Annotated in this window: 15 protein-coding genes; 9 read left to right on the forward strand and 6 right to left on the reverse strand. The window is 71.9% G+C overall.

What is annotated here, in order from left to right; translation table 11 throughout:
* Positions 1-15: 15 nt before the first annotated feature.
* Positions 16-594 (reverse strand): peptide deformylase, encoded by a 579-nt coding sequence (locus tag Q5425_RS19600; RefSeq protein WP_308673692.1) that lies wholly within the window; start codon positions 592-594, stop codon positions 16-18.
* Positions 595-749: 155 nt separating this feature from the next.
* Here Q5425_RS19600 and Q5425_RS19605 point away from each other — a divergent pair, with 155 nt between their 5' ends.
* Complete coding sequence (locus tag Q5425_RS19605) at positions 750-1058, forward strand: DUF3263 domain-containing protein (RefSeq protein WP_308673693.1); 309 nt, start codon at positions 750-752, stop codon at positions 1056-1058.
* Positions 1055-1717: a LytR C-terminal domain-containing protein gene (locus Q5425_RS19610; protein ID WP_308673694.1), complete on the forward strand. Its 663-nt coding sequence runs from the start codon at positions 1055-1057 to the stop codon at positions 1715-1717. The genes Q5425_RS19605 and Q5425_RS19610 overlap by 4 nt, the downstream gene beginning before the upstream one ends.
* A gap of 43 nt (positions 1718-1760) precedes the next feature.
* Here the strand turns inward: Q5425_RS19610 and Q5425_RS19615 are convergent, their stop codons facing one another.
* The 3 genes from Q5425_RS19615 to Q5425_RS19625 form a co-directional block, all read right to left on the reverse strand.
* Entirely contained in the window at positions 1761-4025 is a 2265-nt protein-coding gene (locus Q5425_RS19615; RefSeq protein ID WP_308673695.1) for an AAA family ATPase, read from the reverse strand.
* A 406-nt stretch (positions 4026-4431) separates the two neighbouring features.
* Positions 4432-5379 carry a CDP-diacylglycerol--serine O-phosphatidyltransferase gene (gene pssA / locus Q5425_RS19620; RefSeq protein ID WP_308673696.1) on the reverse strand — a complete coding sequence of 316 codons (948 nt, stop codon included), beginning with the start codon at positions 5377-5379 and terminating at the stop codon, positions 4432-4434.
* Positions 5380-5382: 3 nt separating this feature from the next.
* Positions 5383-6108 carry a phosphatidylserine decarboxylase gene (locus tag Q5425_RS19625; protein ID WP_308673697.1) on the reverse strand — a complete coding sequence of 242 codons (726 nt, stop codon included), beginning with the start codon at positions 6106-6108 and terminating at the stop codon, positions 5383-5385.
* Positions 6109-6355: 247 nt separating this feature from the next.
* On the opposite strand from Q5425_RS19625, the gene Q5425_RS19630 reads away from it, so the two are divergent.
* Complete coding sequence (locus tag Q5425_RS19630) at positions 6356-6586, forward strand: hypothetical protein (RefSeq protein ID WP_308673698.1); 231 nt, start codon at positions 6356-6358, stop codon at positions 6584-6586.
* Positions 6587-6627: 41 nt separating this feature from the next.
* On the opposite strand, the gene Q5425_RS19635 is transcribed toward Q5425_RS19630, so the two are convergent.
* Positions 6628-6909, reverse strand: coding sequence for a GlsB/YeaQ/YmgE family stress response membrane protein (locus tag Q5425_RS19635; protein ID WP_308673699.1), 282 nt, complete (start codon positions 6907-6909; stop codon positions 6628-6630).
* A 72-nt stretch (positions 6910-6981) separates the two neighbouring features.
* On the opposite strand from Q5425_RS19635, the gene Q5425_RS19640 reads away from it, so the two are divergent.
* Positions 6982-7542: a helix-turn-helix domain-containing protein gene (locus Q5425_RS19640; protein ID WP_308673700.1), complete on the forward strand. Its 561-nt coding sequence runs from the start codon at positions 6982-6984 to the stop codon at positions 7540-7542.
* Positions 7539-8792, forward strand: coding sequence for an MFS transporter (locus Q5425_RS19645; RefSeq protein ID WP_308673701.1), 1254 nt, complete (start codon positions 7539-7541; stop codon positions 8790-8792). Before Q5425_RS19640 ends, Q5425_RS19645 begins: the two co-directional genes overlap by 4 nt.
* Here Q5425_RS19645 and glp read toward each other — a convergent pair.
* Positions 8746-9939, reverse strand: a complete 1194-nt coding sequence (glp, locus tag Q5425_RS19650) for a gephyrin-like molybdotransferase Glp (protein ID WP_308673702.1) — start codon at positions 9937-9939, stop codon at positions 8746-8748. The two genes, Q5425_RS19645 and glp, sit on opposite strands and share 47 nt — an antisense overlap.
* 73 nt (positions 9940-10012) lie before the next feature.
* On the opposite strand from glp, the gene Q5425_RS19655 reads away from it, so the two are divergent.
* The 4 genes from Q5425_RS19655 (at position 10013) to Q5425_RS19670 (ending at position 13198) form a co-directional block, all read left to right on the forward strand.
* The gene (locus Q5425_RS19655) at positions 10013-10690 is read left to right on the forward strand and encodes a TIGR00266 family protein (RefSeq protein ID WP_308673703.1); all 678 of its coding nucleotides are present in this window, start codon (positions 10013-10015) and stop codon (positions 10688-10690) included.
* Positions 10690-11313: an AIM24 family protein gene (locus Q5425_RS19660; protein WP_308673704.1), complete on the forward strand. Its 624-nt coding sequence runs from the start codon at positions 10690-10692 to the stop codon at positions 11311-11313. Before Q5425_RS19655 ends, Q5425_RS19660 begins: the two co-directional genes overlap by 1 nt.
* A 111-nt stretch (positions 11314-11424) precedes the next feature.
* Positions 11425-11631, forward strand: coding sequence for a cold-shock protein (locus Q5425_RS19665; RefSeq protein ID WP_003085446.1), 207 nt, complete (start codon positions 11425-11427; stop codon positions 11629-11631).
* A gap of 64 nt (positions 11632-11695) precedes the next feature.
* Positions 11696-13198, forward strand: a complete 1503-nt coding sequence (locus tag Q5425_RS19670; protein ID WP_308673705.1) for a serine/threonine-protein kinase — start codon at positions 11696-11698, stop codon at positions 13196-13198.
* Positions 13199-13363 lie beyond the last annotated feature (165 nt).

A 13363-nucleotide genomic window follows, 5' to 3' on the forward strand; every position in this document is an offset into this window, starting at 1 on the left:
CACGACCGCGGGCGGTCAGATGACGGCGCCATCGTCCTCGGGGGTGCGCGGTGGGAGCCACGAGTTGCCCGGGACGCCCCACTTGTTGTGCTTGAGCATCTTCTTCGCGGCGCGCGCGTGCCGGCCGACCAGGCGGTCCAGGTAGATGTACCCGTCCAGGTGGTCGGTCTCGTGCTGGAGGCAGCGCGCGAAGTAGCCGGTGCCTTCGACCTCGATCGGGCTGCCGTCGACGTCGAAGCCGGTCACCTTCGCCCACTTCGCGCGGCCCGTCGGGTACGACTCGCCGGGTGCCGAGAGGCAGCCCTCCCAGTCGTCGTCCGGGTCCGGCATGGTCTCCGGGATCTCCGACGTCTCGAGCTTCGGGTTGACCACGACGCCCTTGTGCCGCACGCCCTCGTCGTCCGGGCAGTCGTAGACGAACACCCGCAGATCGAGGCCGATCTGGTTGGCCGCGAGGCCGACGCCCTCGGCGGCGTACATCGTCTCGAACATGTCGTCCACGAGCGTGCGCAGCTTCTCGTCGTACTCGGTGATCTCCCGAGTCGGCTGGTGCAGCACGGGCTCGCCGGCGATAACGATGGGGTGGATGGTCACGGCGAGCCAGTTTAGTCGGACCCCTCTGGTAGACCTGCATCAGACCGTGACGCGCCGACGCCGATGCCCACGTCGGCGGTGGCTTCCGTGGTTGAATGGCGCCCGCGGAAGAGCTAGGTCTGATTCGCCATGACGCCCGATTGAGAGGGACCCGGATGGACGCCGCGGAGTCGATGGCTGAGCCGCAGCCGTCGCCGCCGAAGCCCGTGCCCGGCCTGACCGAACGCGAGGTCGAGATCCTCGCCTTCGAGCGCCAGTGGTGGCGACACGCCGGGGCGAAGGAGAACGCCATCCGCGAACGCTTCGACTTGTCTGCGACGCGCTACTACCAGCTGCTCAACAAGCTGCTGGAGAAGCCGGAGGCGACCGAAGCCGATCCGATGCTGGTGAAGCGGCTGCGCAAGACCCGCGCCGCGCGCCAGCGCAAGCGAGGCGCCCGGCGACTGGGGATCGAGCTGAAATGAGTGTGTTTTCGGGAATGTCCCGGCCGATGAAGGCCGCGGGTGTCGCGTTGATCGGCGTGGCCATCATCGCCGCGGTCATCGGCGGGATCACCGCGCTGAGCGGGGGCAACGGGGCGAACGAAGCCGGGCCGAGCGGCACGACGACGCAGCCGGGCACGTCCGGCGGGACGTCGGCGCCGCCTTCGACCTCTTCGTCGGCGTCGGCGTCGCCGTCGACTTCGGCCTCGGGGAGCCCGTCGTCACCCGTACCGCCGTCGCCGAGCTCGCCGGGGGCCGGCCAGCCGACGTCGGCCGGCCCCGGTCAGCCGGGGCAGCCAGGTCAGCCGGGCCAGCCGGGTGGTGACCAGCAGGCGTCCAACAAGTGGGTGACCGTCCGGGTGTTCAACAACTCGACGATCAAGGGTTTGGCGGACCGGGCGGCGGAAGACTTCCGCGGTGCCGGGTGGAACGTCAACGAGGTCAGCAACTACTCCCAGGGCGTCATCCCGACGACGACGGCGTACTACCGCCCGGGCACCGACGAGGAAGCCGCGGCCAAGCAGCTCGCGCAGGAGTTCGGCATCAAGGCCGAACCCCGCTTCGAAGGCATCCAGAGCGCGAGCCCCGGCGTGATCGTCATCGTGACGAAGGAGTACCAGGGCGCCCACAAGGGCAGCTGAGTTTTCTTCGAAGAGGCGGCCGTCACCCGACGGCCGCCTCTTTTCATTCGCCGGACTGGGTCTTCGCGTACGCCTCGAGCGCGGCCAGCTGGCCCGGGTCGAGGCTCGGCCGGACCGTCTTGCGGGCCGCGTCCAGGTGCGCGGCCGTGACTTCACGGGCCTCGAGCGACTCGCGCATCGCCGTCAGCGCCGCTTCGCGGATCAGCGCCGCGCAGTCGGCCGCCGAGTAACCGTCCAGAGTGGACGCCACCGCGGTGAGGTCGACGTCGTCGGCCAGCGGGGTGTTCTTCGAGCTGGCCGTGAGGATCGCCGCGCGGGCCTCGGCGTCCGGCGGCGGCACGTAGACGCGGCGCTCGAGCCGTCCGGGCCGCAGCAGCGCCGGGTCGACCAGCTCCGGCCGGTTCGTCGCGCCCAGGACGACGACTTCGCGCATCGGCTCGACGCCGTCGAGCTCGGTGAGCAGCGCCGCGACCACGCGGTCGGCGACCCCCGAGTCGGACGACTGGCCGCGGCGCGGGGCCAGCGCGTCGATCTCGTCCAGGAAGATCAGCGCGGGCGCGGCCTCCGCGGCCCGGCGGAACAGCTCGCGCACGGCGCGTTCGGACTCGCCGACCCACTTGTCCATCAGCTCGGCGCCCTTGACCGCGAAGACGTTCAGCGCGCCGGTGCCGGCCAGCGCCCGCACGAGGAACGTCTTTCCGCCGCCGGGCGGCCCGTACAGCAGCACCCCGCGCGGCGGTTCGACGCCGAGCCGGGCGAACGAGTCCGGGTACCGCAGCGGCCACAGCACGGCCTCGGTGAGGGACTGCTTGACGTCGACCATGTTGCCGACGTCGTCGAGGGTCAGCCCGCCGGTGGCCAGGTTGTCCGAAGTGGACATCGAAACCGGCCGGACGGTCGCCAGCGCGTCCAGCAGGTCCTGCTGCGAGATGCGCGGCTCGTCGGCGTCGCGCTGGCGCAGCGCCGCCCGCAGTGCGGCGTCCCGGCGCAGCGCGATCAGGTCCGCCGCGACGAAGCCCGGCGTCCGCTCGGCGAGGACGCCGCAGTCGATGCCCGTGTCGAGCGGGACGTCGCGGAGCAGGACGTTCAGCAGCTCACGGCGGGTTTTTGCGTCCGGGAGGGCGAGGCCGAGCTCGCGGTCCAGCAGGTCGGCGGCGCGCAGGCGCGGGTCGGCCGACTCGGCACGGGCCGTCGTCGCGACGACGGCGAAGCGCTCGCGCCGCAGCGCCGTCCGCAGCTCCTCCAGCACGACGGTGGCCACCGGCGGCGGAGTCGTCGCGGGCAGCAGCGCGTCGACGTCGGTGAGCAGGAGGACCGAGGGGCCTTCGGCGCCTTGGATGGCCTCGCGCAGGCGGGCCACGGCGACGTTGGGGTCCAGCACCGCGAGGTTCGGCGCGGCCAGCGGGATGATCTTGATGTCGGCGTCGTGGGCCACCGAGCGCACCAGCGTCGCCTTGCCGACGCCTTCGGGGCCGGACAGCAGGACGCCCAGGTGGGCGGGCGCGCCCAGTCGGGCGAGCAGCTCGGGGCGGTGGAAGGCCAGGTCGAACCACTCGCCGAGCTTGCGGGCAGCGGCTTCGCCGCCGATCAGGTCGGCCAGCGGCACGGCCGGTTCCTCTTCGACGGCGACCTCGTCTTCGACGACCTCGGCGTCGATCCACTCCTCGGCCGCGGTGACGGCGGAGGTGCGGACCAGCGCGGTCGCCGTCCGGGGTGCGGCCGGTTCGGCGGTGCCCGGCCGGGCGCCGTCACGCCAGGTGACCACTGTGGACGGTCCGACGGCCACGGTGCCCGCCGGCTCGGTCGCGGTGACGGTGAGCAGCTCGTTCGTCCAGGTCGCGCCGATCGCGCGTGACAGCTGGCCGCGCAGGCCGGCCGGGTCGGACCCCGGCGACGGTGCGAGGTCCTGCGGCAGCAGCGAAACGGCGTCGCCGACGGTGAGGACCTTGCCGATCAGGGCGAGCCGCAGCATGTGCGGGCTCAGCGAGACGCTGGCCAGCCGCGACCCGGCGACGGTGACGGTCTTCGCCGCCGCGACCTCGGCCGGCGCGACGACGATCTCCGAGCCCTCGGTGACGCCCAGGTTCGACATCGTGACGTCGTCGGCGAGCACCACCCCGGGCACCCCGGTCTCGTCCGCGGGCGCGGCGAGCGCGGCACTGACCCGCGCCCCGGTGAGGTGGACGGCATCCCAGGCCCGCAGGCCCAGGGCATCGAGGACTTCCGGATGCAGCCGGACGACGCCGCGGCGAGTGTCCAGCGCGGACGGCGTGTGCCGGACGGTCAGCGTGATCTGCGGGTGGCTCACGCCGTTCACCCTAGCGAGCCGGCGCTCCCGCAGGGGGGTGACGCCGGTCGATCGGCCTGATGCCTCCCCGATCACGCATGATGCCCCGCCAATCACGCGTGATGCCCGTCGGATCACGGGTGATGCCTCTCCGAGCACGGGTGATCGCCGTACCGGACCGGCGAACTCGCGTACCCAGCCGGTTGACTCGCGTACCTGGAGGGTTGGCCCGCGTGATCAGGACCCGATCTGGCGTGATCGGGCCCGGGTCTCGCGTGATTGGAGACGTAACTCGCGTGACTGGAGGGGCATCTCGCGTGACTGGGCGGGCATCTTGCGTGACTGGAGGGGCATCTTGCGTGACTGGAGGGGCATCTCGCGTGACTGGGCGGGCATCTCGCGTGATTGGAGGGGCATCACGGCGGGGTTACTTGCGGCGGAGGCCTATCTGGCGCCAGGAGCGGCGGCGGGGGCCTTGGCCGTTTTCGCTGGCGCGGGGGGTGCGGGCCGTCTCCCGGGGGAGGCGGACCGCGCGCATCGCCGCGCCGGCCACGCGGCGGCGCAGCGGGCGGCGCAGGCCCAGCCGGCGGGAGGAGCGGGCCCGGCGGATCGCGCGGCGCTCGCTCGGCGGGACCGTCCAGGCCTCGGGGTGCGCCGCCAGCCAGCGGTGCCGGTAGATCGAGTACGGGATGTGCGCCAGGTACAGGACCATTGCCGCGAGCAGCGCGACCAGCGGGAACTGGATGATGGCCGCGGCCAGCAGGGCGACGCCGAGCAGCAGCGGCGCGATCGCCTTCGGCGGCGCCTTGACCGTCTTCAGCGACAGCGTCGGGATGCGGCTGATCAGCAGGGCCGCGATGGCGACCGTCCACGCCCACACGACGTACTGCGACGACCACCAGCCCTCGCCCCACTGGAGGAAGGCCACCAGCGGCAGCATGCCCAGCAACCCGCCCGCGGGCGCCGGGACGCCGACGAAGAACTCGCTCGCGTACGGCGGCTGTTCGGTGTCGTCGAGCAGCGTGTTGAACCGGGCCAGCCGCAGGATCATGCAGACGGCGAAGATCAGCGACGCCACCCAGCCGATCCGGTCCGCGCCGGTCTGCCACACGTAGATCACCAGCGCCGGCGCGACGCCGAAGGAGATGCCGTCGGACAGCGAGTCCAGCTCCGCGCCCATCTTGGACGTCGCGTCGAGGAGCCGGGCGATCCGGCCGTCGAGGCTGTCGAGCACCGCCGCGATGCCGATCGAGGCGATCGCCATCGCGTAGTTCTTGGTCAGCGCGAACTGCACGGCCGACAGGCCCGCGCACAGCGCCAGCACGGTGATGGCGTTCGGCAGCAGCCGGACACCCGGGGTGGTCACGCGGACCATCGATCAGCCCTTCGAAGGCGCGGCAGGGAGCTCGGCGATGACCGTCTCGCCGCCGACCGTGCGCTGGCCCTTGCCGACCAGCACCGTCGAACCCGGCGGGAGGTAGAGGTCGACCCGCGAGCCGAAACGGATGATGCCGTAGGTCGCGCCGGCACCGACCTTGTCACCCTCGCGGATCTCGCAGAGGATGCGGCGCGCGACCAGACCGGCGATCTGCACGACGACGAGCTCGTGGCCGTCTTCGGTGCGCATCAGCACGGAGTTGCGTTCGTTGTCGTCGCTCGCCTTGTCCAGGTCCGCGGAGAGGAACTTGCCCGGCCGGTAGGCGACCCGCTCGATCACGCCGTTCGACGGCACGCGCTGGACGTGCACGTCGAACACCGAGAGGAACACCGAAACGCGCATCCGCGGCTCGGCGGGGAGGCCGAGCTCGGCGGGCGGGACGGCTTCCTCGATCAGCGACACGATGCCGTCGGCCGAGGCGAGCGCGACGCCGTCACGCGGCGGCGGGACCCGCTTCGGCTCGCGGAAGAACGCGGCCGTCGCGACGGTCGCCAGCGCACCGACGAGCCCGAGCCGCTTGGAGAACCGGCGGGCGAGCAGCGTCGCGGCGACGCCGCCCGCCACGAACGGGCGGCCGGCGGGGTGCATCGGCGGCAGCGTCTCGCGGGCGAGCTGGACGGCGTGCGCGACTGGGTTGCCGGCGGGCTCCGGCCGGGTGCCGCTCATGGTCGGGTCCCCTGGTTTCGTGTCGGAAGAACGGTCGGCGCCGGGAATCCGGCGGCCCCGTACGGGCGCCCCCACGCTACCGCTGCCCCAGGTGAACGTGTCCGCGCGCCCCTGCCGGCTCCTCCGCGAGGGGGTCACCGCGGCGGGTGGGAATGATCGCCGAGTCGTAACGCATGGTCGATTTCGCCGATAACTCTAAGTAGTTGCCGCCGTTCGGGACGCTGCCCCGCCTGACCTGTGAGGACCGATGAACGACCTGCGCGATCCCGCCGAAGCCCGGCTTCGCGAGCTCCTGGGCGCGTGGCGTCGGGAGATCGACGAGGTGCCCGTGCCGTCGCTCGTCGACCCGCTGCGCGCGGTCGACGTCGTCATCGAGGCGAAGAAGGCCGGGGAGGCGAAGAAAGGAGGCCGGGTGCATCCGCCCCCCGACGGCGCACGCACCCGGCCACCGGGAGATGCGCGTGAGGGAGCAGTTTAGCGGCGGCTTGCCCGTTGATCAGGTTCGCCGGGCAAAAGTTATCAATGGTCACTCGGACGCCGGGCGAGGCCGCTCGTGAGCCGCAGGATCGCCAGCAGCACCACCGCGCCGAGGATGGCCACGCCGAAGCTGGGGAAGTCGAAGTCGAACGTCTTGGCCTGGCCCGTCGCGATCCGGTAGAGCAGCCCGCCCAGCGCCGCGCCGACCACGCCGACGAGCACGCTGACCAGGCATCCCTGTCGCCGTCGCGTCCGTCCGCCGACGACCAGGTTCGCGGCCCAGCCGACGATCGCGCCGAAGATCACCCATGCGACGAAACCCATGGCCGGAGCTTACGCGAGCCAATGTACAACGTCCATTGCACAAGAAGTATTGTACAACTAATCTTGTGCGTCATGAGCGACGACATCCGGGAGATCCGGGATTCGAAGGTGCTGGCCGCCATGTCCCACCAGCTGCGGCGCCGGCTACTGGAGCTGCTCCACCTGGACGGCCCGGCGACGGCGTCGATGCTCGCCGCGAAGACCGGCCAAGCGGTCGGCAACGTCAGCCACCACATGAAGGTCCTGGCCGCGGCGAAGCTGGTCGAAGAGGCTCCGGAACTGGCCCGCGACCAGCGGGAACGCTGGTGGAAACGCAGTGCGAAGACCCTGCGGTGGGCCGCGGCCGACTTCCCCGGCGACCCGGTCGCCGAAGCCGCCGAGGTGCTCGTGCTCGACCACCAGACGGCCATCGCCCGCGAGTGGATCGCCGGCCGGGAGACCTACCCCGAGGAATGGCGCGGTGCGCCGTTCAGCATCGACACGTGGGTGCGGCTGTCCAAGGAGGAGCTCGACGAGCTCAACGAGCGGATCTTCCTCCTGATCAGCGAGTTCGAGAACCGCACCGAACCCGGTGACGGCGTCGAACGCCGTCCGGTCTTCTTCGCCGCGCGAGCGTCGCTGGGCAAGCCGTGAAGGGGCTCTGGGGGAACAGGGACTTCCGGCTGCTCTGGACCGGCGAGACCACGAGCATGCTCGGCAGCATGGTCGCGTCGACGGCGTTGCCGCTGGTCGCGGTGCTCACCCTGCAGGCGAGCACCTTCCAGGTCGCGCTGCTGACCGCGGTGGCCTGGCTGCCGTGGCTGGTGATCGGCCTGCCGGCCGGCGCCTGGGTCGACCGGCTGCCGAAGCGCCCGGTCATGCTGGTCTGCAACACGGTGTCGATGGCGGTGTTCGGCAGTGTCCCGGTCGTGGCCGCCTTCGGGGCGCTCACCATGCCGTACCTGCTGGCCGCGGCCCTGCTCGGCGGGGTCGCCAAGGTGTTCTTCAGCCTCGCCTACCGGGCCTACCTCCCGACGCTGGTGGGCGAGGACGACCTGCTCGAAGGCAACGCGAAGCTGGACGGCAGTGAATCCGCGACGCAGGTCGCCGGCCCCGGCCTGGCCGGGTTGCTGGCGCAGGCCTTCGGCCCGGTCAGCGGCATCCTGGTGGACGCGGCTAGCTTCGGCGTCTCCGTGCTGTGCGTGCGCGCGATCCGGGTGCGTGAAACCGTCGTCGCGGCGAAGCGGACGCCGTTGCGCAGCCAGATCGCCGAGGGACTGCGGTTCGTGACCCGGGACCGCTACCTCCGGACGCTGATGACGTTCGGCGCCGTGTCGAACCTCGCGCTCACCGGGTACAGCTCGATCCAGGTCGTCTTCCTGTCCCGCACGCTCGGCGCGAGCCCCGGCGTGGTCGGCCTGGTCATGGCGCTCGCCGCCTCCGGCGGAGTGCTCGGCGCGCTGCTGGCCGGACGGCTCGGCGCACGCTTCGGCACCGCCCGCGCGTTCCTGCTCTGCGAGGTGTTCGCGGCACCGATGCTGTTCCTCGGACCGCTGAGCAGCCCCGGCTGGGGACTCGCCCTGGCCGTCCTCGCCGTGTTCGGCGTCTGCACCGGTGTCGTCGCTTCGAACGTGCTGACCACGACGTTCCGGCAGCAGTACTGCCCGCCCGAGCTGTACGGCCGGATCAGCTCCAGCGCCGCGATCGTGAACTACGGCACCATCCCGCTGGCCGGCGTCCTCGGCGGCGTGCTCGGCGAAGTGATCGGCGTCCGCGCGACGCTCTGGGTGGCGGCCGTGGTGCTGGTGGCCGCGCTGGTGCTGCTCGCCCCGCTGGCGAAGCTGCGGGACTTCCCGGTCAGAGCAGCAGGACGTCCACCTCGTTGCCAACCGCTGCCGACGTGACGTCCTCCGGGAGCACGATCAGGCAGTTGGCCTGGGTGAACGCCGCCAGCAGGTGCGAGCCCGGCCCGCCGCGCGGTCCGACGATCCCGGTGACCTCGCGCTCGGACGGCGTGAAGACGCCCCGGCGGTACTGGCGGCGCCCGCCGGGTGAGGTCATCGCCTCGGTCAACCGGGCCCGGACCCGCCTGCGGGAGACGTCGGTGTGGCCCAGCGCCGTGAGGATCGCCGGGCGCAGGAACGCCTCGAACGACACCAGCACGCTGACCGGGTTGCCGGGCAGCGTCACCACGGGCACGCCCTGCCAGCGCCCGCAGCCCTGCGGCCCGCCCGGCTGCATCGCGACCTTCGCGAACTCGACGCCCTGACCGGTCAGGGCGTCCTTCACCACTTCGTACGCGCCCGCGCTGACGCCGCCGGAGGTGACCAGCAGGTCGGCGTCGGCCAGCTTCGGCACGATGACCTTGCGGAACTCGTCGACGTCGTCGACGACACTGCGGACCACCTCGACCTCGCAGCCGAGGTCGCGGATCGCCGCCGCGAGCATCACGCTGTTGGACTCGTAGATCTGGCCGTGGCGCAGCGGCGCGGGCGCGTCGATCAGCTCGGTGCCGGTCGAGGCCACCACGACCCGCAGCGGCCGGTGCACCCGCACCTCGGCGAGCCCGACGGCGGCCGCCAGGCCCAGCTGCGAGTGGCCGAGCACCGTTCCGGCGTGCAACGCGATGCTGTCGGCCAGGACGTCCTCGCCGGTCCGGCGGATGTGCGCGCCTTCGCGGGCGGACGCCGAAATCGTCACCGTTTCCGTGCCGCCGTCGGTGTCCTCGACCATCACGACGGCGTCCGCGCCCGGCGGCAGCGGCGCGCCGGTCATGATCCGGTGCGCGGTCCCGGGGGCCAGAGGCCGGACGTCGACCCGGCCCGCCGGGATGTCGTCGGCGACCGGCAGGGTCACCGGAGCCGCTTCGACATCGGCGGCGCGGACCGCGTAGCCGTCCATCGCGGAGTTGTCGAAGGGCGGCAGCGAGACGCCGGCGCGCACGTCTTCGGCCAGGACGAGGCCGGCCGCGGCGGCGAGGGGCAGCGTGGTCGCGGGAGAGGTGCCCAGTAGTGCGGCAACCCGGTCGCGGTAGTCGTCGACGGAGATCACCGGACCATCCTCCCCGGGTTCCGGGCTCGTGCAAGACTCTGCCCCGTCACAGGCACGCCTCAGGGGAGCACGCATGCAGGTCGGAATCCGTCAACAGCCTTCGTTCGCCGTCGCCCGGCTGATGCTGGCGCCCGGCGAGCCGTGCCAGGTCGAGTCCGGCGCGATGATGGCCACCAGCTACGGCGTGCAGGTCCAGTCGCAGGCGCAGGGCGGGATCATGAAGGGCCTCGGCCGCGCCTTCCTCTCCGGCGAGTCCTTCTTCATCTCCACGTTCACCGCACCGCCGAACGGCGGCTGGGTCGACGTCTCCGCCAACCTGCCCGGCGACATCCAGGTGCTCACCCTCGACGGCCGCACCGGCTGGGCCGTCACCCGCGGCTGCTGGCTCGCGTCGTCGCACGGCGTGCAGACCGAAACCAAGTGGGGCGGGATGAAGAACCTGATGGGCGGCGAGGGCGGCTTCCTGACCCACGCCACCGGCCAGGGCCAGCTGCTCGTCAGCTGCTACGGCGCGGTCGAGACCATCACGCTGCAGCAGGGCGAGATGGTGACCGTCGACACCGGGCACGTCGTCGCGTACGCCGACACCGTGCAGTACCAGATCCGGAAGGTCGCCCAGGGCATCATCCAGTCGATGAAGAGCGGCGAAGGCCTCGTGTTCGACTTCGTCGGCCCCGGCCAGATCATGACGCAGACGCGCAACCCGTCCGCGCTGATCGGCTGGATCATCTCCCACGTCCCGTCACGCTGATGCGCGTCCAGACCCGGCACACCCCCGCCTTCGGCGTCGCCCGCGTCCTGCTCGACCCGGGCGAGGCCGTGCGGGCCGCGCCGGAAACCCTGCTCGCCAGCCGGTTCGGGGTCACCGAGACACCGGCGGGCCGCGGCGGCGTCCGCGCGGGCAAGCCCGCGACAGCCGTCTACACCGCGCCGTCCGACGGCGGCTGGATCGACTTCGCGCCGCTGCGCCCCGGCGACGTCTACCCGCTCGACCTGAGCGGCGGCACGGGCTGGTCGGTGCACCGCGACGCGGTGCTGGTGCAGCCGTCGTCGGTCCGGCACGACACCGGCTGGGTGCCGCTGCAGCAGCTCTTCGGCGCCGATTCGGGGTTCCTCGAGCACTACAGCGGAACGGGGCCGCTCGTGCTGGCCGCGCCCGGCCCGGTGGACGCGTTCGAGCTCGGCAAGGGCGAGCTCGTCACGGTCCGCCCGGACTACCTGCTGGCCTACCCCGACACCATCCAGTGCCGGTTGCGGGCCCTCGATCCGGGCGGGCCGCAGTCGTTGCGCACCGGCGAAGGGCTCGCCCTCGACTTCGCGGGTCCCGGGACGGTGCTCGTGCACGCGCGGAACCGGCGCCTTTCGGGTTCGTGATCTTCGGACGAATTGCCCATTGCCGAGGGGAATAATTCCGGTAGCGTGATTGACACTCCGCCGCTGGCATCCGCTCGGGCCAGCGGATCCTTTGTGCTGAGGGAGGGCGCCGTGGCTGTCGGCACCGTCAAATGGTTCAACTCGGAAAAAGGCTACGGGTTCATCGAATCCACGGAGGGGCCGGACGTGTTCGTCCACTATTCGGCCATCCAGTCCGAAGGATTCCGCACTTTGGACGAAGGCGACCGCGTCGAGTTCGAAGTGCAGTCGGGCCGCGACGGCCGTAGCCAGGCAGCCGACGTACGGAAAGTTTCGTAGGCGCCCTGCCGGGTGATCGGTGAACCCCCGGCAGGCGCCGAACCAGGGGCGTTAGGCTGCGGGCGTGACAGGCGATGTGTCGGGGGACCTCACCGGTCGCCGGCTGGGCAACTACCGCATCGACGGGGTGCTCGGCAAAGGCGGCATGAGCGTGACCTACAAGGCCACGGATGTGCGGCTCGGCCGCAAGGTGGCCCTGAAGGTCATCGGTGACCACCTCGGGGCCGACGCCGAGTTCCGGGAACGGTTCGTCGACGAGGCGCGCAACACGTCCGCGATCGACCACGCCAATGTCGTGCCGCTGTACGACTTCGGCGAGCTCGACGGCATGCTCTACATCGCCATGCGCATGGTGGACGGCGGCGACCTCGCCGCGCTGATCGCCGGCGGTGCCATCGGGCCCGCGCGCACCCTGACCATGCTCGACCAGGTCGCGGACGCCCTCGACACACTGCACAACCGTGGTCTGGTCCACCTCGACGTCAAACCGGCGAACGTGCTCGTGACGAAGAAGGAGACCGCGCGCGAGCACGTGTACGTCGCCGACTTCGGGCTGACGCGGCGCGGCGCGACCGGGCACCGGACGCGCGGCGGCGACTTCCTCGGCTCGCCCACGTACGCGGCCCCCGAGCACCTGCGCGGGGAGCCGCTGGACGGGCGCACCGACCAGTACGCGCTGACGTGCGTCCTCTACGCGTGCCTCACCGGCAGCCCGCCCTTCAAGGGTGACGTGCCGACGGTGATCAAGGGGCACCTCAACGGCGAGCCGCCCGCCATCTCCCGCGCCGTCGCGCTGCCGCCGGCGATCGACGAGGTCATCCGCAAGGGGATGGCGAAGAACCCCGCGGACCGCTACTCCAGCTGCGTCGAAATGGTCGCGGCCGCGCGCCGCGCGCTCGGCCCGCTGGCGACGTCGGACACCCCGCCGGGCCCGCCGGGGTCCCATTCGGGCGGAATCCCCGCGCCGCACCGTGCTGGTCAGGTACAACAGGGGCCGCACCAGAACAGCGCACCGCAGGGAGAGGGGGCCCCCGTGCACCCGTACGGAGGACAGCAGCAGCCCGGCTACGGCCAGGGGCCCGGACCGCAGGGCCCGCCGCCCCAGGGGCCGCCCCCGCAGGGCCCGCCGCCCGGGTACGGCTACCCCCAGCAGGGCGCTCCGCAGGGCCCTCCGCCCGGGATGCCGCCGGGCATGCCGCCCCAGGGCCCGCCGCCGGGCTACGGCTACCCGCAGCAGCAGGGCATGCCCGGCATGCCGCCGCAGGGCTACGGCCAGGACCCGATGCGGCTGCGTCCGCCGATGCCGGCGGGCGGCGCGGGCGCGTTCCACCAGCCGAAGAGCGGCGGTGGCAAGAAGTGGATCTTCATCGTGCTGGGCCTCGTCGTGGTCGCCGGCCTGATCGTGGGGGCGATCTTCCTCTTCAACGGCAGCGGCAGCGGAGGCGGCGGCAGCCAGACGACGGCCCCGGAGATCCCGGTCGGCCCGGGCGGCGGCTCGCAGAGCAACGCGCCCTCCTCGTCGCTCAACGCACCCCCGACGTCGATCAGCATCAAGCCGAGTTCCTGAAATCCGGGCGGCGCTGAGCAGGTCTTCTTGCACTCTCCCTCCGAGAGTGCTAAACACGGAGTTGGCACTCGACGCCGTCGAGTGCCAAAGGTCGGGACGGTGAGGCTGGCCCCATGCGGGTCCGGTCGTCCGTCGCGGGCACCGAGCCTGGCCTAGGAAAAGAGT

It is taken from the genome of Amycolatopsis sp. A133, assembly GCF_031082405.1.
GTDB lineage: Bacteria > Actinomycetota > Actinomycetes > Mycobacteriales > Pseudonocardiaceae > Amycolatopsis.